General features: G+C 56.4%; 22 protein-coding genes. 12 read left to right on the forward strand and 10 right to left on the reverse strand.

Translation table 11 applies throughout. The annotated features are described in order from the left end of the window. The first annotated feature begins 21 nt into the window (after positions 1-21). Genes B9Y90_RS14090 through B9Y90_RS14110 form a run of 5 tightly spaced genes read left to right on the forward strand, consistent with a single transcriptional unit; the run spans position 22 to position 4702 of the window. A complete protein-coding gene (locus B9Y90_RS14090; protein WP_085541596.1) occupies positions 22-1098 on the forward strand; it encodes an ABC transporter ATP-binding protein in 1077 nt (358 codons plus the stop codon). After that, positions 1091-1720: an ABC transporter permease gene (locus B9Y90_RS14095; RefSeq protein ID WP_085541597.1), complete on the forward strand. Its 630-nt coding sequence runs from the start codon at positions 1091-1093 to the stop codon at positions 1718-1720. The genes B9Y90_RS14090 and B9Y90_RS14095 overlap by 8 nt, the downstream gene beginning before the upstream one ends. Then, on the forward strand, positions 1720-2388 hold the full coding sequence (locus B9Y90_RS14100; RefSeq protein ID WP_085541598.1) for an ABC transporter permease: 669 nt from the start codon (positions 1720-1722) through the stop codon (positions 2386-2388). The genes B9Y90_RS14095 and B9Y90_RS14100 overlap by 1 nt, the downstream gene beginning before the upstream one ends. A gap of 37 nt (positions 2389-2425) precedes the next feature. Beyond that, positions 2426-3325: an ABC transporter substrate-binding protein gene (locus B9Y90_RS14105; RefSeq protein WP_085541599.1), complete on the forward strand. Its 900-nt coding sequence runs from the start codon at positions 2426-2428 to the stop codon at positions 3323-3325. Between the two features lie 45 nt (positions 3326-3370). After that, positions 3371-4702: an LLM class flavin-dependent oxidoreductase gene (locus tag B9Y90_RS14110; RefSeq protein WP_085541600.1), complete on the forward strand. Its 1332-nt coding sequence runs from the start codon at positions 3371-3373 to the stop codon at positions 4700-4702. Between the two features lie 120 nt (positions 4703-4822). Here B9Y90_RS14110 and B9Y90_RS14115 read toward each other — a convergent pair whose 3' ends face one another. The 4 genes from B9Y90_RS14115 to B9Y90_RS14130 form a co-directional block, all read right to left on the reverse strand. Continuing rightward, positions 4823-5620 (reverse strand): phosphate/phosphite/phosphonate ABC transporter substrate-binding protein, encoded by a 798-nt coding sequence (locus B9Y90_RS14115; RefSeq protein ID WP_085541601.1) that lies wholly within the window; start codon positions 5618-5620, stop codon positions 4823-4825. After that, positions 5613-6614 (reverse strand): fatty acid desaturase, encoded by a 1002-nt coding sequence (locus B9Y90_RS14120; RefSeq protein ID WP_085541602.1) that lies wholly within the window; start codon positions 6612-6614, stop codon positions 5613-5615. The genes B9Y90_RS14115 and B9Y90_RS14120 overlap by 8 nt, the downstream gene beginning before the upstream one ends. A gap of 186 nt (positions 6615-6800) precedes the next feature. After that, positions 6801-7220, reverse strand: a complete 420-nt coding sequence (locus B9Y90_RS14125) for a VOC family protein (protein ID WP_039296054.1) — start codon at positions 7218-7220, stop codon at positions 6801-6803. Between the two features lie 146 nt (positions 7221-7366). Further along, positions 7367-7540 carry a YfgG family protein gene (locus B9Y90_RS14130; RefSeq protein WP_034809523.1) on the reverse strand — a complete coding sequence of 58 codons (174 nt, stop codon included), beginning with the start codon at positions 7538-7540 and terminating at the stop codon, positions 7367-7369. Positions 7541-7896: 356 nt separating this feature from the next. Between B9Y90_RS14130 and B9Y90_RS14135 the strand changes: the two genes are divergently transcribed. Next, positions 7897-10149, forward strand: coding sequence for an EAL domain-containing protein (locus tag B9Y90_RS14135; protein WP_139827393.1), 2253 nt, complete (start codon positions 7897-7899; stop codon positions 10147-10149). 9 nt (positions 10150-10158) lie between these two features. Here B9Y90_RS14135 and ppx read toward each other — a convergent pair whose 3' ends face one another. From ppx to purM, 4 genes are all read right to left on the reverse strand, one after another. Beyond that, complete coding sequence (ppx, locus tag B9Y90_RS14140; protein ID WP_039296050.1) at positions 10159-11700, reverse strand: exopolyphosphatase; 1542 nt, start codon at positions 11698-11700, stop codon at positions 10159-10161. A 23-nt stretch (positions 11701-11723) separates the two neighbouring features. After that, on the reverse strand, positions 11724-13784 hold the full coding sequence (gene ppk1 / locus B9Y90_RS14145; protein WP_039296048.1) for a polyphosphate kinase 1: 2061 nt from the start codon (positions 13782-13784) through the stop codon (positions 11724-11726). A gap of 173 nt (positions 13785-13957) precedes the next feature. Then, positions 13958-14596: a phosphoribosylglycinamide formyltransferase gene (gene purN, locus B9Y90_RS14150; RefSeq protein WP_039296046.1), complete on the reverse strand. Its 639-nt coding sequence runs from the start codon at positions 14594-14596 to the stop codon at positions 13958-13960. Then, positions 14596-15633 carry a phosphoribosylformylglycinamidine cyclo-ligase gene (purM, locus tag B9Y90_RS14155; protein ID WP_039296043.1) on the reverse strand — a complete coding sequence of 346 codons (1038 nt, stop codon included), beginning with the start codon at positions 15631-15633 and terminating at the stop codon, positions 14596-14598. The genes purN and purM overlap by 1 nt, the downstream gene beginning before the upstream one ends. A 223-nt stretch (positions 15634-15856) precedes the next feature. Between purM and upp the strand changes: the two genes are divergently transcribed. The 3 genes from upp to B9Y90_RS14170 all read left to right on the forward strand — a co-directional run bounded on the left by upp (position 15857) and on the right by B9Y90_RS14170 (position 18654). After that, complete coding sequence (upp, locus tag B9Y90_RS14160; RefSeq protein ID WP_008459367.1) at positions 15857-16483, forward strand: uracil phosphoribosyltransferase; 627 nt, start codon at positions 15857-15859, stop codon at positions 16481-16483. Positions 16484-16568: 85 nt separating this feature from the next. After that, positions 16569-17855 (forward strand): uracil permease, encoded by a 1287-nt coding sequence (uraA, locus tag B9Y90_RS14165; protein WP_039296041.1) that lies wholly within the window; start codon positions 16569-16571, stop codon positions 17853-17855. A 97-nt stretch (positions 17856-17952) separates the two neighbouring features. Continuing rightward, complete coding sequence (locus tag B9Y90_RS14170; RefSeq protein WP_213715630.1) at positions 17953-18654, forward strand: DnaA inactivator Hda; 702 nt, start codon at positions 17953-17955, stop codon at positions 18652-18654. A gap of 31 nt (positions 18655-18685) precedes the next feature. On the opposite strand, the gene B9Y90_RS14175 is transcribed toward B9Y90_RS14170, so the two are convergent. Further along, positions 18686-19846, reverse strand: coding sequence for a pyridoxal phosphate-dependent aminotransferase (locus tag B9Y90_RS14175; protein ID WP_085541603.1), 1161 nt, complete (start codon positions 19844-19846; stop codon positions 18686-18688). Between the two features lie 149 nt (positions 19847-19995). Between B9Y90_RS14175 and mtnC the strand changes: the two genes are divergently transcribed. Together mtnC and B9Y90_RS14185 are read left to right on the forward strand one after the other, a co-directional pair. Next, positions 19996-20679 carry an acireductone synthase gene (mtnC, locus tag B9Y90_RS14180; RefSeq protein WP_085541604.1) on the forward strand — a complete coding sequence of 228 codons (684 nt, stop codon included), beginning with the start codon at positions 19996-19998 and terminating at the stop codon, positions 20677-20679. Then, positions 20676-21218, forward strand: coding sequence for a 1,2-dihydroxy-3-keto-5-methylthiopentene dioxygenase (locus B9Y90_RS14185; RefSeq protein ID WP_085541605.1), 543 nt, complete (start codon positions 20676-20678; stop codon positions 21216-21218). Before mtnC ends, B9Y90_RS14185 begins: the two co-directional genes overlap by 4 nt. 294 nt (positions 21219-21512) lie before the next feature. Here B9Y90_RS14185 and mtnA read toward each other — a convergent pair whose 3' ends face one another. Then, the gene (gene mtnA, locus B9Y90_RS14190) at positions 21513-22538 is read right to left on the reverse strand and encodes an S-methyl-5-thioribose-1-phosphate isomerase (RefSeq protein ID WP_085541606.1); all 1026 of its coding nucleotides are present in this window, start codon (positions 22536-22538) and stop codon (positions 21513-21515) included. A 107-nt stretch (positions 22539-22645) separates the two neighbouring features. Here mtnA and mtnK point away from each other — a divergent pair, with 107 nt between their 5' ends. Continuing rightward, positions 22646-23845, forward strand: a complete 1200-nt coding sequence (gene mtnK, locus B9Y90_RS14195; protein WP_085541607.1) for an S-methyl-5-thioribose kinase — start codon at positions 22646-22648, stop codon at positions 23843-23845. Positions 23846-24021 lie beyond the last annotated feature (176 nt).

Consider the following 24021-nt stretch of genomic DNA (forward strand, 5'->3'; position numbering starts at 1 on the left):
ATGAGGAAGTGCAGAAGCATCATGATTCAACTAGAAAACATCAATAAGATCTATCCGGGCAATGTGCAGCACGCGATCAATTCGCTGAATATGACCATCCATGAAGGGGAGTTTTGCACCTTTGTTGGCCCCAGCGGCTGCGGGAAAACCACCACGCTACGAATGATAAACCGCCTGGACATCCCGGACAGCGGTGAAGTCTATATTCAGGGAGAGCCGCTCTCCCGCGCCGATATCATTCAGATTCGCCGTAAAATTGGCTTTGTGATGCAAAGCCCGGCGCTGTTTCCGCATCGTACCGTTGCGGAAAATATCGCCACCGTGCCGCGTCTTTTAGGCTGGGACAAGCGAGCCATTTCCCGCCGGATCGACGAGCTGGTGGCGCTGATGTCCCTGAACCCGCTGGTGCTGAAGCGTTATCCCCATCAACTCTCTGGCGGGCAGCAAAGCCGGGTGTCTATCGCCCGCGCCCTTGCGGCCGATCCGCCGATTTTGCTGATGGACGAACCTTTTGCCGCCATCGATCCCGTCGTGCGCGACAGGCTGCAGGGTGAGCTGCTGGCACTGCAGGCCCGGTTGCATAAAACCATTATTCTGGTTACCCACGACATCAACGAGGCAATTCGCCTTGGCGATCGCATTGCCATTTTCCGTGAAGGCGGGCACTTAGAGCAGTTTGATACCCCGGACAACATTCTCTCCTGGCCGGCCAGCGATTTTGTGCGTGACTTTATTGGCCCTGAACCCAACCTCAAGCGGTTGGGCATGATGCGCGTGGGAGATCTGCCGCGTCGGGATGTGCCGGTCTTCACGCACGATGAGCCAGCATCCACCGACTCTGCGTTGCTCCACGGGCAGCGTGCGTTGGTCCTGGACGCCGAAGGGCGGCCTCAGCACTGGCAGGAAAACGGGCAGCAGTTGCCGGTCCGTATTGCCAAAGAAAGTGAGTCGCTGCGCCACGTTTACAGCACCCTGCTGGACGTCCCACAGGGCGTGCTGGTGCGTGTCACTGCTGAAGGGCACTACGCGGGAGCAGTGGACAGCGCTCTGTTAAGCGATGCGCTTAACCGGCACCAGGAGCTGCACCGCAATGATTGACTGGCAATGGGTGACCGACAATCTCGACATGATAGGTGAGTTGATGCTGCAGCATTTGCAGATGGTGTTGCTGTCCCTTGCGATGGGGACACTGCTGACCGCCGGAATGCTTTTACTGTCCATCGTCTGGCCCGCGCTGTCTGGCCCACTGATTTCCCTGAGCGGGGTGCTGTTTACCATCCCGTCGCTGGCGCTGTTTATTCTGCTGCTGCCGTGGACCGGGCTGTCTGTTACCACGGCGGTGATTGGCCTGACGCTTTATTCGCTGCTGATCCTGCTGCGTAACGTGCTGGCGGGCATGCAAAAACTGCCTGCCGACGTGCTGGAATCTGGCCGGGCACTGGGCTACACGCGCTTTGGCCGTTTTATCGACGTGGAGCTGTTTCTGATTCTGCCCGCGCTGTTTGCCGGGCTGCGCATCGCCTCCGTGACGCTGGTGGGGTTAGTGATCGTCACCGCGCTGATAGGCCAGGGCGGGCTGGGGCAGCTCATGATCCTTGGATTCAATCAAAACTTTTTAACGCCGATTCTGGTCAGCCTGGCACTGAGCCTGGTGCTGTCGCTGGGGCTTGACCTGCTGATCGCGCGTCTCGGCTACAGCCTGACGGGGTGGACGCGCTGATGGAGATCGTACATCAAACCTGGCTTTGGTTTTTGCAGGCCGACCACTGGGGCGGCGATCTCGGCATCTGGCACCGCTTTGGCGAGCATCTCTATTACGTGCTGATAAGCCTGCTGCTCGGGGTGCTGATCGCCCAGCCGCTCGGCATTCTGCTCGGCTACTGGCGGCGTGGAGCGTTTTTCGCCATCAACTTGTTCAATATCGGCCAGGCGTTCCCTTCGCTGGGGATCATCTTGCTGTGCATCATGCTGCTGGGTTTTAACGATGTGCCGGTGTTTATCGCCCTTGTCGCGCTGGCGATTCCGCCGATGCTGACCAACACCTACGTAGGCATCAGCCATGCCGATCAAACGCTGTGCGATGCGGCCAAAGCGATGGGCATGACGCCGCTGCAAAGCCTGATCAAAGTGCGTATTCCGCTGGCGATGCCGCTGATTTTTGCCGGGATCCGAACCTCGTTGCTGCAGCTTATTGCGACGGCGGTGGTTGCCGCCTACGCCGGGCTGGATGGCCTCGGGCGCTTCCTGATCGACGGCCTGGGGCAGCGCGACTACCCGCAGGTGATCGCTGGTTCGGTGGTGATTTCCCTGCTGGCGGTCGGCTGCGAACTGCTGATGTCGCAGGTGGCTAAACGCTGGCTCAAGTTTGCAATACCAACCGCAGGTTAGAACTTGCGCACAACACAACATAAAAGAGAGAAGGGTGATGATGATGAAAAACTGGCTGACTACGGCGAGCAAAAGATTCCAACTGACTTTACTGGCGGCAGGGCTGGCAAGTGTCGGGTTTGCGGCGCACGCGGAAACCGTCACGATTGGCGGGGCAAACTACTCAGAACAAACGATCCTGGCCAATATCTACGCCAGCGCATTAAAGCAGCAGGGCATCGAGGTCAAAACGCGCCTTAACCTCGGCAACCGCGAAATTATCATTCCGGCGCTGAAATCCGGCGAGCTGGACGTGGTGCCGGAGTATCTTGGCGCGCTGCTGAACTATTACCACGGCGGCAGTAAAGCGACGACCGAACAGGAAGTCTCTGCTGAACTGCAGCAGGCGCTACCGGCGGATCTTGCGCTGCTGAAACCCTCCTCGGCGGCTTCCATTACCGCATGGGGCGTGCGCGAAGAGACGGCCAAAAAATATAACCTGAAAACCCTGTCCGATCTGGCGAAGGTTGCCCCTGAGCTTGTGGTCGGTGGCTCGCCGGAAGTGGCCACCCGCGCCCTTGGTCTGCCTGGGTTGGAGCGCGTGTACGGCATCAAATTCAAATCCTTTAAGTCGCTGGATATCGGTGGCCCGCTGAGTCGCCTGGCGCTGAATTCCGGCAAAATCGACGTGGCAACGCTGGTATCGACCCAGGGCGATCTGCTGAAAGAGAAGTGGGTGGTGCTGGAGGATGACAAACACGAGCAGCCGGCTCAGAACCTGGTCCCGCTGGTGCATAAAGGCGCCGTTTCACCAAAAGTGGAGGAAGTGCTCAACGATATCTCCGCCAAATTGACCACCAAAGATTTGATCCAGCTGAACAAGCGGGTGGACGTCGATCATAAAGATCCGGCTAAAGTTGCCGACCAGTGGGTAAAAGAAAAACTGGCCGCTAAATAATGAGTCCCCGGCCAGGGAGGGCCATTTCACAACGAGTATCCCGTCATGCCGCAAGCTACCGCCATTTTTAACCTGTTCTTCTTTAACCCGCAGGGTGATTATCGTTTTTCCTGGCGCCATCCGAACGCGCCGGGCAAAGAGATTTTTACCCTGAAGTATTACGCCGACCTGGCGCGCAGGGCCGAAGTCGCCGCGCTGGATAACATTTTTATCGCCGACCATGTCGCCATCTGGGACACGGTGCCGAGCGGCGTGCCGCATTACGCGAATCCGCGACTTGAGCCGATCACCCTGCTGGCCGCGCTTTCGGCGGTGACCGAAAACATCGGCCTGATGGCGACGGCGTCAACGTCCTACACCGAGCCCTATAACCTGGCGCGCTATTTTGCCTCGCTTGACCATTTGAGCGGAGGGCGGGCGAGCTGGAATGTCGTCACATCATGGCTGCCGGAAGAAGCGGCCAACTACGGGCTGGATACCTTGCCGGAGCACGGCAGGCGCTACGAGCGCGCCGCAGAGTTTATCGCAGTGGTCAGAAAACTTTGGGATTCCTGGGAAGAGGAAGCCGTGCTGATCGATAAGCAAAGCGGCTATTTTGCCGATCCTGAGCGTGTACATCCGCTCAACCACGCAGGCGAGTTCTTTAAGGTGCGCGGCCCGCTGAACGTGCCGCGCCCGCCGCAGGGGCACCCGATTGTGGTGCAGGCTGGCTCCTCCGAATCCGGTAAAGCGCTGGCGGCGGCCCAGGCCGATATTCACTTTGTGTTTATGAGCAATATCGAGAAAGGGCTGGCCTATCGCGAGGATATGAATAAACGCCTGCGTGAAAATGGGCGCGAGCCGGAACACTTTAAGATCCTCGGCGGCGTGCTGCCGGTGGTGGTGAATACGGCGGAAGAAAAAGAACAGCGCCGGGCGCTGATTCAGACGCTGATGAACGACCAGATGGCGCTGGATCTCCTCAGTACTTATCTGCGGATGGATATGGGGGAATACGATCGCCATGCGCCGCTGCCGCCTTTACCGGATGAACAGGGCTTTGACGGACTGAGAACCGCGCTGCAGATCATTAAGGGTTACGATCCTGCACTGACGGTGCTGGAATTGGGCAGATTATTGCTTCAAAGCTCCGACAGCTGGCTGGTCATCGGTACCGCGCAGGAAGTTGCCGACACGCTGAGTGAGGCGTTTCATGCCGGGGCCGTGGACGGCTATAACCTGATGTTCCCGTTCCTGCCGGTGGATTTCGATAATTTTGTCGACCAGGTGGCGCCGATTTTGAAAGAAAGCGGGGTGATGCAGCAGGCTTACCGGCCAGGTACGCTGCGTGAGAAGCTGGGGTTGCCGCTGGTGGGGAATCAGTTTAAGCGGGGGTGACAGGTTCGCCCCTCACCCTAACCCTCTCCCCACGGGGGAGAGGGGACTAAATAGTGTTGGGATTGACGAATACTCCCTCTCCCCCTGGGAGAGGGCCGGGGTGAGGGCAAAAGCAGTAACCTAAAGCGTCACCAAACCACTAGCCGCAGCTTTCTGCGCCGCATCGCTAATCGTCTGATAATCATCCCGGTCGGTCGCGGTAAAATCCTTTATTAGCAACGCATCCCTCACGGCTCGCCACTCAGGCTCGCTCACCAGCCGTTTCAACGCGCGGCGCAGCTGCGCCAGTTCCGCCGCCGAAGTTTGTGCCGAAGTGATCATCGGCAAACCTGGCGCCAGCGCCGTTGTGCCAATAGAAACCAGGCCTGCAACGCGTTCCGGTTCGTGGTGAGCCACCAAAGCGAAGGTAACGGCATCAATGGCGGCAATATCACTTGTGCCGGCCTGTACCTCCGCCAGCGACTGGCGGTGGCTGCCGCTAAAGGCGATGTCTGAGAAGAACTTCCCGTCTTTTTGCAGCGGGGCGACCAGGCTACGCAGGCCGTGATAGCCGGACTGCGAATCGTCACTGTTGCAGACGACGCGTTTGCCCCGGAAATCTGCCAGCGTTTTTCCTGCGTCGGCTTCACGAACAATCAGCAGGCTGCTGTAGTGAAATCCTTCGCAGCCTGCCGCCTGATAATGAAACGTACCGACGACCTGCACGTTCGGCAGCAGGGCGCGCAGCGGATAACCGCAGGTCTGGCTGAGCAGCAGCCGCGAGTCTTGCCAGTGGTTCAGGCGGTCTTCGGGTTCGCTATAAATCAGGCTATCGCCGTCCAGCCCTTCTTCGCTCAGCAGTTGGCGCAAAGCAGCTAATAGCGCTTCGGTATCCGGGTGATGCACGTCGTACATTGGCAGCGAGAAAAGCTTACTCATGGGCTTTCTCCTGCGGCACCGCATCCTGCGCCAGGCGGCCGTCCGGGAAGAACGGGTTAATTTCCACCTGGATCGGTTTAATCAGGTGCTCGCGCATCAACTCGCCGTAGCCGTTCACAAAGAAGCCCTGGTTCCGCTGCAGGTACTCCTCTTTGTAGGCACGGTAAACGGTTGGCAGCCCGTACCACGGAATCCCTGGGAGATCGTGGTGCACGGAGTGATAGTTCAGGTTTAAGAACAGCAGGCGCCAGAACATGCCCGCTTCGTTAATCACCGTCCGGGCCTCAGGATCTTCCGCCGCGCGATGTTCGAAGAAAGAGCGGACTTTGGTCATCGCCAGCATCGGCCAGGTGACGACCAGCAGGTAGTAAATCACCGAGAAATCATGCTTCACCAGCCAGCCGAGCACCGGGATTAGCAGAAGAATATGTACTGTCCACATCGCCATTGCCGGGCGATTGCCGCTGCGGAACGTTTCCCAGATATTGACCACTGTCCAGCGCATGGTCAGCACCGGCGTCAGCAGCAGCCTGCCAGGGAAGGTGTTACGCAGGCGCACCAGCAGACGTTGAACGCCGCTAAAATGCTGCCAGCGGCGGCGGGTAAAGTAGTAACTTTCCGGGTCAGTCTCCGGCACGGTTAAATCTTCATCCTGGTGATGTTTAAGATGCAGGTCGCGATAAGTGCCGTACGGATACCAGATAGAAAAGGGCATTAACCCGAACAGCTGGTTCAGGCGCGGGAAGCGGGTTGGATGGCCGTGCAGAAGTTCGTGCTGCAGCGACATATACCAGGTGGCTAACCAGATGAGCAGCAGCGTTGCCGGGAAGAGGCCAATAGTTTTCCACCACGCCACGGTGGAAAACCAGCCGCCATAAATCGTGATAATCAGCAGCCAGGTGGGCAGCTCCGTGCGCCACAGCCACGAACGCCGTAGTTTACTGACAAATTCTCGCTGTTCTTCATGTAAATAGACCGATGCTCTGCCACTCATTTAACTTATCGCTGCCCGCAATTAATCGTTGATTTGAGCAGAGAGTAAATCGTCGCCGCTAAAGCCCATAGGAATATAAATAGCTATGCTTAGAACATAAAATGCTTAAACAAGAAGAGGAGATAAAGGACGAAAGACGAAGCGGCATAAAGGAATAAAAAGGCGGCTTTTGGCCGCCCAGGGGCATTACATTGATTCAATGCCAACCCGCTGACCATAGGAGAGTTCAAGCGTATTGCCGTCCGGGTCGGCAAAGAACACGAAGTAACCCACCGGATCGCCGAGCTGCTCTGGTTCTCTGCGCAACACACCTTCGGCTCTCGCCATTTCCGTCTTGTGATCAATCTCTTCTTTGGTTGCGCAGGCCACGCCCAGGTGACCAAAATTTCCCAGCGGCGTGTCGGTGTTGTTGTCCGCCTGTACCAGCACCAGCGCAAAAGGCCGGGTGCGATCGCTTAGCCAGGCAACCTTGCGCGCGTCCGGCAGGTTGGGTTCGCGCTGGTGAATCACCTGCATAGCGGTATAGCGGAGGTAAAAATCGACGCTTTTATCCAGATCCTTCACCATAAAGGCGACGTGGGTAAAGCCGACATCAATCTGTTCCATACTGTGCCTATTCAGCTGTTTTTGATGGCGTGACTTTACAACCTCAAGTTAACTTTAGGTCAAGGCGAGGGGCCAGCAAACGGGACGCTTGAGCATTTTTGAACAAGTGATAAGAAACGGAAAGAGCGCGCGGGGGAACCGACGGACTAGCGGTTAGCGCTGTCCACCTGCTGGCTGCTTTGTTGGGTTTCTGCTTTTTTATCCTGATGGTGGTACCAGGCCCCGATAGAGGAATAAATAAAGCGACCAAAAAAGAACAGGAAACTGATGAGCAGAATAATGCGGGTCATGCGATTATTGAAACGGTTTCGTCTTTGCATAGTCGTAACCTGTGTCACGCAGGGGTCCTTGAAGTTGGCCCGGCTGTGCGGGCGACGGGGCTATTTAGTCACACTGAACCACTCAGGTCAATTATTCATCATGTAAAAACGGCCTGAATGAATGATTCATGGGCATTTCATTCATGAGGTGAATTTGTTGTGAACTAAGATGAATCATATTCAGTCTGAATTTTACCTCAGCAGTGATTCATTGAATTGATACTGATATGCATCAATTATTCTTAATGTTAGCGAACTAAAATTTGCCCCCCGTACAAACGGAAGATGGGCCGTAACTAACCGGAAAGGATATCCGGGAGATACCCGAAGAGGAACAGGGGTTTTGGCGAAGAAGTATGCAACTGGTTAGCTGGTATAAAAAATCAAAAAATAAATGGTGGGCACAGCCCCTGATTCTCCCCAGCCTTCTATTGCCGCTGGTGGCAACGTTCAACGCGCAAACGGTGTTGGATGGCGGGAGAGTTTTTCTGCTTTATATGTCGCTCCCGCTGCTAACTGCATGCATCGTGCTGTTTGGGCGCGCGGCTATTCCGGGCATTGTTCTGGCGCTGCTGATTCGCTATCTGCCCTCGGAAGGCGGGTGGGTTGCGCTGCTGGCCGTCTTACACTTTATCGTGCCGATTACGGTCAGCTGGAGCTGTTACCGCTATTTTGTGCCGCGACGCAACGCGGTGACCTTTGGCATGATTCAGCTCACCGCTCAGCGTATGTTTTGGCTGGTGCTGGTAAACGCTGCGCTATTTCTGGTGTTCTATGAACTGGCGTTATTTTTAGGCTGGTACGATCGGAGCTTTTCTATTCTGTCCGCCACGCCGTGGAGCGCCCGGACATTAATTAATTTCCAGGCCGTGCTGGTGGGGGGATTAACCGGGCTGCCGTTCTTCTATTTTATTTTGCGAATGATAGTGCACCCGCGCTTTATCAAAAGCTTCTGGTCCCGTATGCGGGGGCAGCGGCAGAAGGGCGTGACGCGAAGTGAGATGTTGCTGTGGGCGGCTCTCGTCGGTTTGCTTATTTGGCTGCTGTTGTACCCGATTAGCCAGAACAAAACGATTTTTAATACCGATTACACGCTGACGCTTATTCTGCCCGTGATGCTATGGGGGGCGATGCGTTTCGGCTTTCTGTTTATTACCAACGCCTGGAGCGTGGTGCTGATTATTCTCTGCGGTGGTTTCCACAATTACTTGCCGCCGGATATGGGCTTTCAGCTGCATTTGGCCATTGCGTCGTCCTGTTATGCAGTGTTCTCCATTACCATCTATTTAATGGCGTCGGTCACCACCCGACAGCGCTTCTTGCACTATAAAGCCCGCCGCGTGGCGTTTATCGATCCGATGATGCAGATGCCGAATCTACGCGCGTTATCTCGCGACCTGGGGAATACGCCCTGGTCGGCGCTAGGGTTTGTGTCGATTCCCGAGCTGGAGCTGCTGGGGCGAAACTACGGCGTTTTGCTACGCATTCAATACAAACAGCAGCTGGCAGAGTATTTGCGCGGCCAGCTGTCGCCCGGCGAGAGGGTGTACAACCTTTCCGGGCACGACCTCGCTCTGCGCCTCAATTATGAATCCCATCAGGCTAAAATTGAGTCCCTTTACGCCCACGCCCGGCGGTTCCGCTTTATGTGGGACGGGATGCCGCTGCAGCCGCAAATCGGCATTAGCTACTGCTTTGTGCGTCATCCGGTGTCCCATCTCTACTTGTTGCTCGGTGAGTTAAGCACCATGGCCGGCGTGTCGCTCTCCACGCAGCAGCCCGAAAGCCTGCAGCAAAAAGGCTCCAATCACATTCAGAATGCGGTCAAACGCAAAGTTGAAATGATGAACCGCCTGCAAGACGCGCTCGACCGGGACCTGTTTGTGCTGATGGCGCAGCGTATTGAAGGGCTGCGGGGCGACGCCTACTACGAGGTGCTGCTGCGGATGCGTGGCGATAAAGGCGAATTGCTGTCGCCGGATCTCTTTTTGCCCGTCGCCCATGAGTTTGGGCTTTCCTCCCGCATTGACCGCTGGGTGCTGAATGCCGCCCTGCAGTTTATGGATAAGCACCGCGACAGTTTGCCTGGCTGCCGGCTTGCCATTAACCTGACGCCCGCTTCAGTGTGCCAGGCTCAGCTTCCGGATGATGTCCAGCATTTGCTGACGAAGTACCGCATTGAGCCGTGGCAACTGGTCTTCGAAGTCACAGAAAGTCACTCTTTAACCAATCTTGAACAGGCCAATGTGACGTTGAAAATGCTGCAGCGCATGGGTTGCCGGGTGGCTATCGACGACTTTGGCACCGGCTATGCCAGCTATGCACGTCTCAAAGAGCTGAGCGCCGATATCCTTAAAATCGACGGCAGTTTTATCCGCAATATTTTAACCAGCAGCCTGGATTACCAGGTAGTGAGTTCGATATGCCAGCTGGCAAGAATGAAGAAGATGCAGGTCGTGGCGGAATATGTGGAAACGCAGGCGTTGAAAGATGCCGTCCGGGCGATGGGCATGGATTATGTTCAGGGGTATTTGATTGGTCGCCCTCAGCCGCTGGAGAGCCTTGTAGAAGAACAAAGCCCCCTGCGCCGGAAGACGCCAGGGGGCTGATGGAGTGAATCAGGCGGAGAGCGCCTCTTCGGCCTCTTCCTCAATGATCAGCTTCCACCCGGTCATACTTTCCCAATAGAGCTGTTCGCGCTCCAAATCCAGCTGTACCAGCGTGTTCTGGCTGAACCAGTCGTGCGGGAAGCGCAGCGTCCAGTGGTTGTCGTCGGTTTCCAGCACCAGCGTTGGCGGCGTGGTTGTCGCCTGGCGCTGGTTATTCAGCAGCGTAGCCAGGCGAATCAGCTGAATCAGCGGCAGGAACTGTTTCTTTTTAAACAGCGTGAAGCGCGGCAGATCGTCCAGCTTGATGGCCTTACGATGGTAGCGCACCAGGGAGGCCATCAGCACCTGCTGTTCCTGGTTGAAGCCCGGCAGGTTGCTGTTTTGCAGAATATAGGCCGAGTGGCGGTGCATCCCGCTGTGGTTGATGCTCAGCCCGACTTCGTGCAGCATCGCGGCCCATTTCAGCAGCGCGGCCATCTGTGGGTTTGCCAGCTTGTGGTTCTGTGTTTCCCACTGTTGGTACAGCAGCTCAACGGTTTCCAGCACCCGGCGGGCCTGATCGCTGTCGATGTGGTACTGCTCCGCCAGGCTTTGCGCGGTGCGAATACGAATATCCTGATGGCGGAAACGGCCTTCCATTTCGTACAGCACGCCTTCGCGCAGCGCGCCGTCAGAAAGACGCAGCTCGCGGATGGCGAGCGCATCAAATACGCCGCAGAGAATGGCCAGCCCAGGCACAAACACCGCTTTACGCTCTTCGGACAGGCCCGGCAGGCTCAGGGCGTCGAAGGTTTTAAACTTCAGCACTTCCTGCTGCAGCATCTCCAGGCGCTCCGGGGTGATCATCCCGTCTTTTTCGCCCATCTCAATCAGCACTTCATGCGCCGCTTTGATGGAGCCAGAGGCGCCCATCGCGACTTTCCAGCCCTGCAGGCGATATTGCCAGGCAAGGGTTTCCAGTTTTTGGATCGCCGCCATGCGGGCGCGCTTGAAGCTTTCCGGGCTGATGATGCCGCCGGGGAAGAAGTTTTGCGCGAAGCTGACGCAGCCCATACGGCGGCTTTCCACCAGCATCGGCTCAAAATCTTCGCCGATCACCAGTTCGGTGGAGCCCCCGCCGATATCAATCACCAGCTTGCGGCCTTTCTCCGGCTGAGTGTGTTCCACGCCCATAAAAATCAGACGGGCTTCTTCGTTCCCGGGAATGATTTCAATGGGGTAGGGGATCACTTTCTCAGCGCGTTTCAGAAACTCGGCGGCATTGGTGGCCTCGCGAAGCGAGTGGGTGCCCACAATGCACACGTTGTCTGCTGCAAATCCCTGCAGGCGTTCGGCAAACAGCGCCAGGCAGGAGAGCCCACGCTCCATGGCCTCCTCGCTTAATTTGTTATCGGGCCCGAGGCCATCCGCGAGGTGCACGCGCTGCTTCAGGCGGCCAATGATTTGCATGGCGCCATCCACCACACGGGCAATGACCATGTGGAAGCTGTTCGAGCCGAGGTCGACCGCAGCAAATTCCTGCGGCCGTGGAGCATGGTTTGATATCGGCATAATTTTATCTTCGCCTGAGAGCGTTAGTCAGGTTGTTCCAGAGTTTTAATATAATCGTAGATCGCCAGTTGCGAACGCACTTTCCGGCGGTTGCCGCGCGGCACATAGCGATTACTCAGTTCTTTGTCGATGATGCGCGCTTTCACCGTGTCGTTCAGCTGGATATCGATAATATCGAGCATACGCTGCTTCAGGCGCGGATCGAGGACCGGGACGGCCACTTCAATGCGGTAGTCGATGTTACGGGTCATCCAGTCGGCTGAGGAGAGGAAGACTTTTTTATCGCCACCGTTTTCAAAAATATAGACCCGGTCGTGCTCGAGGTAACGGTCAACGATACTCTGCACGCGGATATTATCGCTGATCCCGTCGAGTTCTGGAATCAGCGAACACATGCCGCGTATCAGCAGGTTCACCTTCACGCCCGCGCTGGACGCGGCATAAAGTCTGTCCACCAGGCCTTTGTCCACCAGGTTATTCAGCTTCAGCGTGATCCCGGCAGGTTGCCCGTTTTGGGCATTTTTGATTTCGCGATCGACCAAATCGTAAAGCAGGCGGCGCGAGTTCTGCGGCGACACCAGCAGATAGTCGAAGGTCACCGGGCGATACGGGTTTTCGATAAAGTTAAATACGCGACGCACTTCGTTGGTGATACGCGCATCGGCGGTTAACAGGGAATAGTCCGTATAAAGACGGGCGGTTTTCTCGTTAAAGTTACCGGTCCCGATGTGCGCATAACGCACAATCTCTTCGCCTTCCATTCGCGAGATAAGGAACAGTTTGGCGTGAATTTTCAGCCCCGGCGCGGAGAAGATTACGTGGACGCCCGCCTCGGTAAGGCGCTTCGCCCAGTGGATGTTCGCCTCTTCGTCGAAACGCGCCTGCAGCTCAACCACCACGGTCACTTTCTTGCCGTTATGCGCGGCGTGGATCATCGAATCAATAATGCGCGAGTCTTTTGCCACGCGGTAAATATTGATTTTAATCGCCAGCACGCTCGGGTCGAAGGAGGCCTGGCGCAGCAACTCAAGGACGTGTTCGAAGGTGTGGTACGGGTAATAAAGCAGGACATCGCGTTCGCGAATGGCGTCGAATCCGTTACGGAATTTATCGAACCAGATGTGGCGCAGGCGAGGCAGCGGCTTATTCACCAGGTTAGCTTTCCCGACGTTCGGGAAGCCAATAAAGTCTTTGAAGTTGTGGTAGCGCCCGCCGGGAATGATTGAGTCGTAGTTGGAAATGGTCAGCTTGTCGCGCAGCATTTCCACCATCGCATCCGGCATATCGCGCTGATAAACAAAGCGCACCGGCTCGGCGGTCAGGCGCTGTTTCAGGCTGGAGGACATCAGTTCCAGCAGGCTGGATTCCATTTCGGTGACCAGGTCGTACTCGGCGTCACGCGTCATCTTCATTGAATAGGCGTTGAGCGCGTCGTAGTCGAAGAACCCTTTGAAGATCTCGTCCAGGCAATAGCGCAGGATGTTATCCAGCAGGATCATCGGCTTGCGGCGACGTGGCGCTTCCGGCGGCAGGTTCACAAACCGCGGCACTTTGTCTGACGGGATCTCCAGCAGCGCGTAGCGAATGCTGTCCCCGCGAATAATTTCGACCGCCAGATAGGTGTAGTCATCCTTCAGGAACTGCACCAGGTCGGTATCGCGGTTGATCAAAATCGGCGTGATGTGCGGGCGAAGCTGATGCTTGAAGTAGCTGCGCAGCCAGCTTTGCTGATTTTCGGAAAGCTGGCGTTCGTTAATCAGGAAGATTTGGTTGCGCGCCATCTCCAGCAGCAACTCGTTATACAGGCTGTCAAATTCCTGATCGGCCTTCAGCACCCGGGCCTGAATTTTATTCAGCAGATGGCGCTGGTTGGAAGGAGAACCCTGTTCTTCACTGATTAAAATGCGGCGCTTTAGTTCGGCGAAACGCACTTTATAGAATTCATCGAGGTTATTGGAGTAGATGCCGAGAAAACGCATCCTTTCAATCAACGGGTTGAGCTTGTCCGCCGCTTCCTGCAGAACGCGTTCGTTAAAAGACAACCAGCTCAGTTCTTTTTCGATATACAGCTTATCCTGACCCATTAGTCCTCACACTCCGTTTTCGTGGACGTGGCAATGCCGTCACCGTCACGTCAGTTATTATGGCGAGCTTTAGCGGAGAATGTCCAACTATGCAGATGAAACTCTCTCATCTGACCATGACAACTTTATGAGAGACAGACACAAAAAAAGGGCCGAAGCCCTTTTTAGTTAAATTATTCTGCTGCATGTCCCTGCGGGGGCAGCTGTACGCCATCAAGCCAGGCGGCGTTTTGGCGCATTTTTAGGCGATCGTCGAGGAACCAGCTGACGACCAGCGGGTAAATCGCGTGTTCCTGATGCTGAACGCGAGCGGTGATTTCGTCCTCATCATCCCCTTCAAATACCGGCACTTTGGCCTGCAGAATGACCGGGCCGCCGTCCAGTTCGTCAGTGACAAAATGCACGGAGGTGCCGTGCTCTTCGTCGCCGTTTTCCAGCACCTGGCGGTGGGTATGCAGACCGGGATATTTCGGCAGCAGGGAAGGGTGAATGTTGAGTAAACGACCGCTGTAGCGCGCCACAAAAGCAGGGCTGAGAATGCGCATATAACCCGCCAGCACCACGACGTCTGGCGCGTAGGCGTCAATCTCCTGCATCAGCTGGCGATCGAACGCTTCGCGGCTGGCAAACTCGCTTGCCGCCAGCGCGTGGGTCGGGATCCCGGCCTCGCGGGCTCGCTCAAGGCCGAACGCGTCGGCCTTATTGCTGAACACCGCGCTGATGGTGCCGTTAATCTTCTTCTGCTGGCAGGCGTCAATGATCGCCTGCAGATTGCTTCCGTTACCGGAAATCAGCACCACAATGTGTTTCATTACTCAATAACCACGCGCTCTTCGGAATCAGATGCCTTGATGATACCGATTTTCCACGCCTTTTCACCTTTGGCCTGCATCAGCGCAACGGCTTTATCCGCTTCTGCTGCCGGCAGCGCAATGACCATGCCCACGCCGCAGTTAAAGGTGCGGTACATTTCGTGGCGGCTGATGTTGCCAGCCTGCTGCAGCCAGTTGAAGACCGCTGGCCACTGCCAGGAAGATTCGGCGATCACGGCCTGGGTGTTGTCCGGCAGCACGCGCGGGATATTTTCCCAGAAGCCGCCGCCGGTCAGGTGGGCGATGGCGTGAACATCCACGTTTTCAATCAGTTCAAGGATGTTTTTCACGTAAATGCGGGTTGGCTCGAGCAGGTGGTCCGCCAGCGGTTTCCCTTCCAGTTCGGTGGTCAGCGGGTCGGTGCCGCTCACTTCCAGCACTTTGCGCACCAGCGAGTAGCCGTTGGAGTGCGGGCCGCTTGAGCCCAGCGCAATCAGGACATCGCCATCGGCAACTTTAGACCCGTCGATGATTTCAGACTTCTCAACCACGCCGACGCAGAACCCGGCCACGTCGTAGTCTTCCCCGTGATACATGCCCGGCATTTCAGCGGTTTCACCGCCCACCAGCGAGCAGCCTGACTGCAGGCAGCCTTCGGCGATGCCGGTGATAACGCTGGCGGCGGTATCTACGTCCAGTTTGCCGGTAGCGTAGTAGTCAAGGAAGAACAGCGGCTCGGCGCCCTGGACCACCAGGTCGTTCACGCACATGGCGACGAGGTCAATGCCGATCGCGTCGTGGCGTTTTAAATCCATGGCCAGACGCAGCTTGGTGCCCACACCGTCGGTGCCGGAAACCAGAACCGGTTCGCGATATTTCTGAGGCAACGCGCACAGCGCACCGAAACCGCCCAGTCCACCCATTACTTCCGGGCGGCGGGTTTTTTTCACTACGCCTTTAATTCTGTCGACCAGAGCGTTACCAGCATCAATATCTACACCGGCATCTTTATAGCTGAGAGAGGTTTTATCGGTCACTGCTCGTTCCCCACGGGTGGTATATAAGAAAAACGCGGCAATTCTAACAGTGCAGGCAAACGTTTGCGAGCCTCTTATCATCGGCAAGAAAAGAATTCCTGAGATAGACTCAATCCAGTCCGGTTGATCTCGATCATCCCATTAGCTGTAGCGCAGCGGCAAAAAAGCGGTATAATCCGGCGATTTTTTTTGTGGTAGCCAACTATCTCGGGGGAGAAAGAGTATGAAGATCGTGGAAGTGAAACACCCACTCGTCAAACACAAGCTGGGCCTGATGCGCGAGCAAGACATCAGCACCAAGCGCTTTCGTGAACTCGCCTCTGAAGTAGGCAGCCTGCTTACCTATGAAGCCACTGCGGATCTGGAAACCGAGAAAGTCACCATCGAAGGCTGGAACGGCCCGGTGGAAGTCGACCAGATCAAAGGCAAGAAAATTACCGTTGTGCCAATTCTACGTGCCGGTCTGGGTATGATGGAAGGCGTTCTGGAAAACGTACCAAGCGCGCGTATCAGCGTCGTCGGCGTTTACCGCGATGAAGAAACCCTGCAGCCGGTGCCTTACTTCCAGAAGCTGGTTTCTAATATAGAAGAACGTATGGCGCTGGTGGTCGACCCGATGCTGGCGACCGGCGGCTCTATGATTGCCACCATCGACCTGCTGAAAAAAGCGGGCTGTACCAGCATTAAGGTACTGGTGCTGGTTGCCGCGCCGGAAGGCATCGCCGCGCTGGAAAAAGCGCACCCGGACGTGGAGCTGTACACCGCGTCTATCGATCAGGGCCTCAACGAGCACGGGTACATTATTCCTGGCCTCGGTGATGCGGGCGATAAGATATTCGGAACCAAATAAGATTCATCAGCCGACTTTGAAAGTCGGCTTTTTTTTGATTGCAGCAAACACCGTTCGTTAAAAATAACACTCAGAGGAAAACAACATGACCCGCCGCGCCATTGGGGTAAGTGAACGCCCGCCCTTACTGCAAACGATTCCGTTGAGCCTGCAGCATCTGTTCGCCATGTTCGGCGCGACCGTGCTGGTGCCAATTCTGTTCCACATCAACCCGGCCACGGTGCTGCTGTTTAACGGCATCGGCACTCTGCTTTACCTGTTCATCTGTAAAGGCAAAATCCCGGCTTATCTCGGCTCCAGCTTCGCGTTTATCTCTCCGGTCTTGCTGCTGCTGCCGCTGGGATATGAAGTGGCGCTCGGCGGATTCATTATGTGCGGCGTGCTGTTCTGCATCGTGGCGCTGATTGTGAAAAAAGCCGGTACAGGCTGGCTGGACGTGATGTTCCCTCCGGCGGCGATGGGCGCGATTGTTGCGGTTATCGGCCTTGAGCTGGCGGGCGTGGCGGCCAACATGGCTGGGCTGCTGCCTGCGGAAGGCGCATCCCCGGATTCCACCACCATTATTATCTCGCTGGTCACGCTGGCGGTGACGGTGTTTGGTTCCGTGCTGTTCCGTGGTTTTATGGCCATTATCCCGATTCTCATCGGCGTGCTGGCGGGCTACGCGCTCTCCTTCGCTATGGGTGTGGTAGACGTGACGCCAATCCGCGAAGCGCACTGGTTCGCGCTGCCAACCTTCTATACACCTCGCTTTGAATGGTTCGCTATCTTCACCATTCTGCCTGCGGCGCTGGTGGTTATTGCCGAACACGTAGGCCACCTTGTGGTCACTGCGAATATCGTGAAAAAAGACCTGATTCGCGACCCGGGCCTGCACCGCTCAATGTTTGCCAACGGCATTTCAACCGTGTTCTCCGGCTTCTTTGGTTCCACACCAAACACCACCTACGGTGAGAACATCGGCGTCATGGCGATCACCCGCGTGTATTCAACCTGGGTTATCGGCGGCGCGGCAATTATCGCCATTCTGCTTTCCTGCGTCGGTAAGCTTGCGGCGGCGATTCAAATCATCCCGGTGCCGGTGATGGGCGGCGTTTCTTTGCTGCTGTACGGAGTGATCGGCGCCTCCGGTATTCGCGTGCTGATCGAATCCAAAGTGGATTACAGCAAAGCACAAAACCTGATCCTGACCTCCGTGATCCTGATCATCGGGGTGAGCGGGGCGAAGGTGCACATCGGTGCGGCAGAGCTGAAAGGCATGGCGCTGGCGACCATCGTCGGCGTTGGCCTGAGCCTTATTTTCAAACTTATCAGCATACTGCGCCCGGAAGAAGTCGTGCTTGACGCGAAAGACAACGACGCGCAGGCCTGATCGTTTCCTCGCCGGGCGGATCCTCGCCCGGTTCTAAACCTCAGCCATTCTGTGTTAGACTCGTTTCGATTTTCTGCCTGTTATGGTTGAGGTACTTCTGAATACGCCGGCACAGCTCTCACTGCCACTCTATCTTCCCGACGACGAAACCTTTGCGAGTTTCTGGCCGGGTGACAACCCTTCTTTATTAGCCGCCCTGCAGGCGGTACTCCGTCAGGATCACAGCGGGTACATCTATTTCTGGTCGCGTGAAGGCGGCGGGCGCAGCCATTTGCTGCATGCGGCCTGCGCAGAGCTTTCCCAGCGCGGTGAAGCCGTGGGCTATGTGCCGCTGGATAAGCGCACCTGGTTTGTGCCGGAAGTGCTGGACGGGATGGAGCAGCTGTCGCTGGTTTGCATCGACAATATCGAATGCGTGGCCGGGGATGAGCCGTGGGAAATGGCGATCTTCAATCTTTATAATCGCATTCTGGAATCCGGGAAAACTCGCCTGCTGATCACCGGCGACAGGCCGCCTCGCCAGCTAAATTTGCAGTTGCCTGACCTGGCTTCCCGCCTGGACTGGGGGCAAATCTACAAGCTGCAGCCGCTTTCCGATGACGACAAGCTGCAGGCGCTGCAGCTGCGTTCCAGGCTGCGGGGGTTTGAGCTGCCGGAAGACGTGGGGCGTTTCCTGTTAAAACGCCTCGATCGCGAAATGCGTACCCTGTTTATGACGCTCGATCAGCTCGACCACGCTTCTATTACCGCCCAGCGCAAGCTCACTATTCCGTTCGTCAAAGAGATCCTCAGCCTGTAATTTTCCCCGTCCGCCGACGGGGAATGTCGCTTTATACCTGACGTAACCTTTCTGCTGCGGCGTCCAGCGTCGCTTCCTGCTTGGCAAAGCACAGGCGAATCAGCTTATGCGGGAAAGCATCCGCGCAGAACACCGACAGCGGGATCGCCGCCACGCCCACTTCTTTAGTCAGCCACTGGCAGAAACTCACGTCGTCGAGATCGGAGATTGCGCTGTAGTCGGCCAGCAGGAAATAAGTCCCTTCGCAGGGCAGAATTTCAAACCGACTATCCGCCAGCGCCTCAACAAAGCGGTCGCGGCGAGCGCGGTAAAATTCCGGCAGTTCACGATAATGTTCCGGTTCGGCACGCAGCATGTCGGCAATCGCAAGCTGCGCCGGGGTATTCACCGCGAACGTCAGGTACTGGTGAACTTTGCGCAGCTCCGCGCTGATGGCCGCCGGTGCCACGCAGTAGCCCACTTTCCAGCCCGTCATATGGAACGTTTTGCCGAAAGAGGACACAGAGATAGCGCGCTCTCGCAGCTGTGGGTGAGCCAGCACGCTGGCGTGGCCTTCTTCGTCGAAGCAGATATGCTCGTACACTTCGTCGCTCAGCACGTAGACTTCGTGCTGCTCAATGGCCTGCCACAGCGCGGCAAAATCACTTTTTCGCCAGACGGTAGCGGACGGGTTGTGCGGCGTGTTAAGAATGACGAGGCGGGTTTTGTCGCTCAGCAGGGCAGTAAATTCTTGCCAGTCAACGCGGAAGTGCGGCGGCTGGAGGGCAATACGTTTCAGAATGCCGCCGGAAAGCGTCACGGCTGGGGCATAGCTGTCGTAGCTCGGGTCAAAGCAAATCACTTCATCACCCGGGCGAACCAGCGCGGTGATGGCGGCGTAAAGCGCTTCAGTGGCGCCAGCGGTGACCGTGATATCGGTATTGGCATCCGGCTTGTGGCCATACAGGGCTTCGGTTTTCTCGGCGATGGCTTCGCGCAGGGCCGGAACGCCGGTCATCGGTGCATACTGGTTCGCGCCCTGGCTGACGTGAAACGCCAGGCGTTCCTGCAGGTAGCGCGGGCCATCGAAATCCGGGAATCCCTGGGAGAGGTTAATGGCGTTGTGTTGCTGCGCAAGGGCGCTCATTTGCGTGAAAATGGTGGTACCGAGCGCCGGCAGTTTGCTTTCTGGAATCAAAGGGGAGTGGCTCATTATTCTTCGACCTTAACGTGGTGCGTGTGTTTCCCTGTGTTGCCGGGACTATAACACGATGTTAAGATTTAGCAATCAAGACGCTTAGACGTCTAAATAATAATGACCTCAGTTGCCAACATAACGCAGCGCTAACGGCTGGAGAGATGATGATTCGCGCCATTGTTACCGATATTGAAGGCACCACCAGCGACATTCGCTTTGTGCACAACATCCTGTTCCCGTATGCCCGCGAACGCCTCGCGGGTTTTGTTCGCGAGCAGCAAAATGAAATAGCCCCAATACTCAACGACCTGCGGGCGGAAATTAATGAACCGCAGGCGGATATTGAGCGGCTGATTGAGACGTTGTTTAGCTTCATGGATGTAGATCGTAAATCTACCGCGCTAAAGGCGCTGCAGGGCCTTATCTGGCGGGATGGCTACGTGAATGGAGACTTCACCGGCCATCTCTATGATGACGTACTGCCGGCGCTGAAGGCCTGGAAACAGCAGGGTATTGCCCTGTATGTCTACTCATCTGGCTCGGTGGCGGCGCAGAAGCTGCTCTTTGGCTACAGCGACGCCGGGAATATTACTGAGTTGTTCAGCGGCTATTTTGATACCCACGTTGGGGCCAAGCGTGAAGCGCAGTCCTACCGCAACATCGCGGTGGAGATCGGCGTGGCACCAGAAGAACTGCTGTTCTTGTCAGATATTCACCAGGAGCTGGATGCCGCACGGGAAGCCGGCTGGCAAACCGTGCAGCTTATTCGCGGCGAGGCGGATGACGTCAGCCGTCATCGCCAGGTAAACCGTTTCGACCACATTAATCTGGAGTCGTTTTCTTCATGAGCGCATTGACCATTTTTACCGATACCGAAGCAAAGGAGCCGGTATGGCACAGCACGGACGCGCAAGAGATTCGCGAGCAGTTGAACGCCAAAGATGTGCGTTTTGAACGCTGGGAAGCGAACCAGGATTTAGGCAACGACCCAACGCCGGAAACGGTGATTCACGCTTATCAGTATGCTATCGACAAGCTGGTGGCGGAGAAGGGCTATCAGAGCTGGGATGTGATCAGCCTGCGTGCGGATAACCCGCAGAAAGACGTGCTGCGGACCAAATTCCTGTCCGAGCATACCCACGGCGAAGATGAAGTGCGTTTCTTCGTAGAAGGCGCGGGGCTGTTCTGCCTGCACCTGGACGACAAGGTGTATCAGATCCTCTGCGAGAAGAACGACCTGATTTCCGTCCCGGCCGGAACACCGCACTGGTTTGATATGGGTTCCGAGCCGCATTTTACCGCGATTCGTATTTTTGATAACCCGGAAGGCTGGGTGGCGCACTTCACCGGCGATGCGATTGCCGATGCTTATCCACGTCTGCCGTAGTTGTTGAGTTGAGCCTTCCTTCGGGAAGGCTTTTTAATCCAGCTGTTGCGCCGTTCACTTCCCGATCTTTTTTATCTCCCAGTTCTGGGTCGGCTGAGATGCGTTCCCGACGTTCTCAGCCACCGAGTCGCTTCTGGTTTTTACCCTCACCCTAACCCTCTCCCAGAGGGAGAGGGAATAAACAATATCGCATGTCGTTTTTTCTCCCTCAGCCCAGAGGGAGAGGGAATAAACAATATTGCATGTCGTTTTTCCTCCCTCGCCCCCTTGGGGAGAGGGCCGGGGTGAGGGGCATTATTTCTTCGGCAAAAATACCCCATCCCGAACCTGTTCCGGCGTCACCACGCCCGTATCCAAAATCCAGCCGCTAATTAATTCTGCCGGGGTGACATCAAACGCCGGGTTATACACGCTTGCGTTTTCGGGCGCCCACTGCACGCTGCCAAAACTGCCTGCCACGCCGGTCACTTCCCTGGCGGCACGCTGCTCAATCGGAATGGCTTCACCGTTCGGGCAGTTTCTGTCGAGCGTGGTGTGCGGGGCGGCAACGTAGAACGGAATACCGTGATAATGCGCCAGCACGGCCAGGCTGTAGGTGCCGATCTTGTTGGCCACGTCACCGTTCGCGGCGATGCGGTCCGCGCCCACCCAGATGGCATCCACTTGCTTTTTCGCCATCAGGCTGGCGGCCATTGAATCGCAAATCAGCTGGTAAGGAATGCCCAGCTCACCCAGTTCCCATGCCGTCAGCCTGCCGCCCTGCAGCAGCGGGCGGGTTTCGTCCACCCAAACGCAGGTGACGTTCCCTTCGTTAAATGCCCGCTGAATAACGCCCAGCGCGGTGCCGACGCCTGCGGTAGCAAGCCCACCGGTATTGCAGTGGGTCAGCAGGCGGCTGCCGGGCTTAACCAGCGCTGCTCCGGCACGAGCGATGTTATCGCACAGCACTTTATCTTCCGCCACCAGCCGCAGCGCTTCTTCTTCGAGAGCAGCCACAACGTTTTCCTGGGCCAGCGCCTGCTTCATGCGGTCGAGGTTATTCATCAGGTTCACCGCCGTCGGGCGGGACGCCCGCAGGGTTTCCAGCGCCTCAGCGAGCTGAGCTTTTGTCAGCCCTTGCTCTGCCAGCAGCGCCAGCAGCAGGCTGGCGGAAAGGCCGATCAGCGGCGCGCCACGCACGCTAAGGGCGTGAATATGGGCGACTAACTGCGACACGGTGTGCGCCGGGAGCCAGTTTTTCTGCTGCGGTAGCGCCTGTTGGTCAAGGATCCAAAGCTGGTTATCACGCACTTCAAGGCTGGTGGTTTTTAAATTATGCATTCGTGTTAATTCCATGTTGCGTTGTTGCGGTATATTGTGCCAACATGACTTCCAGATGTATAGACGTCCAAACGTCTTAATTAACTTTATTTTCTGAGAGGATCGCCATGTCGCACTACCGCACTTTTACCGCCGCTGACGCAGTGGCCTATGCTCAACAGTTTGGCGGGCTGCAGACGCCGTCTGAGCTGGTGGAGGCGCAGGAAGTGGGCGATGGCAACCTCAATCTGGTGTTTAAAATCTTTGATACTCAAGGCGTAAGCCGAACTATCGTGAAGCAGGCGCTGCCGTATGTACGCTGCGTGGGGGAGTCCTGGCCGCTGACGCTGGACCGCGCTCGCCTTGAGGCGCAGACGCTGGTTGAACACTACCAGCACAGCCCGGAACACACGGTCAACGTGGTGCATTACGACCCGGAGCTGGCGGTGATGGTGATGGAAGATCTCTCCAGCCATCGTATCTGGCGCGGCGAGCTGGTGAAGGGCGTTTATTATCCTCAGGCGGCCAGTCAGCTTGGTGAGTATCTGGCCAAAGCGCTGTTCCACACGTCAGATTTTTATCTGCACCCGTACGATAAGAAGGCGCTGGTTGCCCGCTTTATCAATCCGGAAATGTGCGAAATCACCGAAGATCTGTTCTTTAACGATCCGTATCAGATCCACGAGCGAAATAACTACCCGGCCGCGCTGGAACAACAGGTTGCCGGGCTGCGAAGCGACAGCGACCTGAAGCTGGCCGTGGCGTTGCTGAAGCATAAATTCTTCTCAAGCGCGGAAGCGCTGCTGCACGGCGATATCCACAGCGGGTCGATTTTCGTCGCGGAAGGCAGCCTGAAAGCTATCGACGCTGAATTTGGCTACGTGGGCCCGGTCGGATTTGATCTCGGGACCGCTATCGGCAACTTGTTGCTGAACTACTGCGCGCTGCCGGGGCATTTTGGTCCGAGGGATGCCGCCAGCCATCGAGAACAGCGTCTGAAAGATATTCAGGAACTGTGGCTGAGCTTCTCTGAGCGCTTTACGGCGCTTGCCCGCGCGAAAACACGCGACGCGGCGCTGGCAACGGAAGGCTACGTTGAGCACTACCTGCAAAAAGTGTGGGTTGATGCGGTGGGCTTCTGCGGCACCGAGTTGATTCGCCGCTCTGTGGGGTTGTCTCACGTCGCCGATCTGGAAAGTATCGAGGATGAGGCTACTCGTTTGGCCTGCGTCAGCCACGCGATTGAGCTGGGCAAGTTCCTGATTCTGATCGCCGGGCAGGTGGATTCGGTGGATGAGTTTATTGCCAGGGTTCGGCAGAAGGGGTGAGTTTTCTGCTGCGTTCACTTTGAATTGTATTCACTGCATCACTTCTGGTTTTTTTACCCTCACCCTGACCCTCTCCCCGTGAGGGAGAGCAGCTGTGTTTAAAGTCAAGGGTGGCGCTATGTCGTCACCCATTCTTTATTATCCCGAAGCATTGCATTCAGGATGGTCACCAGCTT

This window comes from Cedecea sp. NFIX57 (genome assembly GCF_900177785.1).
In the GTDB taxonomy this organism is placed as follows: domain Bacteria; phylum Pseudomonadota; class Gammaproteobacteria; order Enterobacterales; family Enterobacteriaceae; genus Cedecea; species Cedecea neteri_C.

What these genes read in the sequence shown, in the direction of transcription:
- B9Y90_RS14095 (WP_085541597.1), top strand. Translation starts at nt 1,091, where the DNA reads ATGATTGACTGGCAATGGGTGACCGACAATCTCGACATGATAGGTGAG.
- B9Y90_RS14185 (WP_085541605.1), top strand. Translation starts at nt 20,676, where the DNA reads ATGAGCGCATTGACCATTTTTACCGATACCGAAGCAAAGGAGCCGGTA.
- mtnK (WP_085541607.1), top strand. Translation starts at nt 22,646, where the DNA reads ATGTCGCACTACCGCACTTTTACCGCCGCTGACGCAGTGGCCTATGCT.
- B9Y90_RS14105 (WP_085541599.1), top strand. Translation starts at nt 2,426, where the DNA reads ATGATGATGAAAAACTGGCTGACTACGGCGAGCAAAAGATTCCAACTG.
- B9Y90_RS14130 (WP_034809523.1), bottom strand. Translation starts at nt 7,540, where the DNA reads ATGCAAAGACGAAACCGTTTCAATAATCGCATGACCCGCATTATTCTG.
- B9Y90_RS14125 (WP_039296054.1), bottom strand. Translation starts at nt 7,220, where the DNA reads ATGGAACAGATTGATGTCGGCTTTACCCACGTCGCCTTTATGGTGAAG.
- B9Y90_RS14090 (WP_085541596.1), top strand. Translation starts at nt 22, where the DNA reads ATGATTCAACTAGAAAACATCAATAAGATCTATCCGGGCAATGTGCAG.
- ppk1 (WP_039296048.1), bottom strand. Translation starts at nt 13,784, where the DNA reads ATGGGTCAGGATAAGCTGTATATCGAAAAAGAACTGAGCTGGTTGTCT.
- purN (WP_039296046.1), bottom strand. Translation starts at nt 14,596, where the DNA reads ATGAAACACATTGTGGTGCTGATTTCCGGTAACGGAAGCAATCTGCAG.
- B9Y90_RS14115 (WP_085541601.1), bottom strand. Translation starts at nt 5,620, where the DNA reads ATGAGTAAGCTTTTCTCGCTGCCAATGTACGACGTGCATCACCCGGAT.
- upp (WP_008459367.1), top strand. Translation starts at nt 15,857, where the DNA reads ATGAAGATCGTGGAAGTGAAACACCCACTCGTCAAACACAAGCTGGGC.
- uraA (WP_039296041.1), top strand. Translation starts at nt 16,569, where the DNA reads ATGACCCGCCGCGCCATTGGGGTAAGTGAACGCCCGCCCTTACTGCAA.
- B9Y90_RS14110 (WP_085541600.1), top strand. Translation starts at nt 3,371, where the DNA reads ATGCCGCAAGCTACCGCCATTTTTAACCTGTTCTTCTTTAACCCGCAG.
- mtnA (WP_085541606.1), bottom strand. Translation starts at nt 22,538, where the DNA reads ATGCATAATTTAAAAACCACCAGCCTTGAAGTGCGTGATAACCAGCTT.
- B9Y90_RS14100 (WP_085541598.1), top strand. Translation starts at nt 1,720, where the DNA reads ATGGAGATCGTACATCAAACCTGGCTTTGGTTTTTGCAGGCCGACCAC.
- B9Y90_RS14175 (WP_085541603.1), bottom strand. Translation starts at nt 19,846, where the DNA reads ATGAGCCACTCCCCTTTGATTCCAGAAAGCAAACTGCCGGCGCTCGGT.
- B9Y90_RS14135 (WP_139827393.1), top strand. Translation starts at nt 7,897, where the DNA reads ATGCAACTGGTTAGCTGGTATAAAAAATCAAAAAATAAATGGTGGGCA.
- mtnC (WP_085541604.1), top strand. Translation starts at nt 19,996, where the DNA reads ATGATTCGCGCCATTGTTACCGATATTGAAGGCACCACCAGCGACATT.
- B9Y90_RS14120 (WP_085541602.1), bottom strand. Translation starts at nt 6,614, where the DNA reads ATGAGTGGCAGAGCATCGGTCTATTTACATGAAGAACAGCGAGAATTT.
- ppx (WP_039296050.1), bottom strand. Translation starts at nt 11,700, where the DNA reads ATGCCGATATCAAACCATGCTCCACGGCCGCAGGAATTTGCTGCGGTC.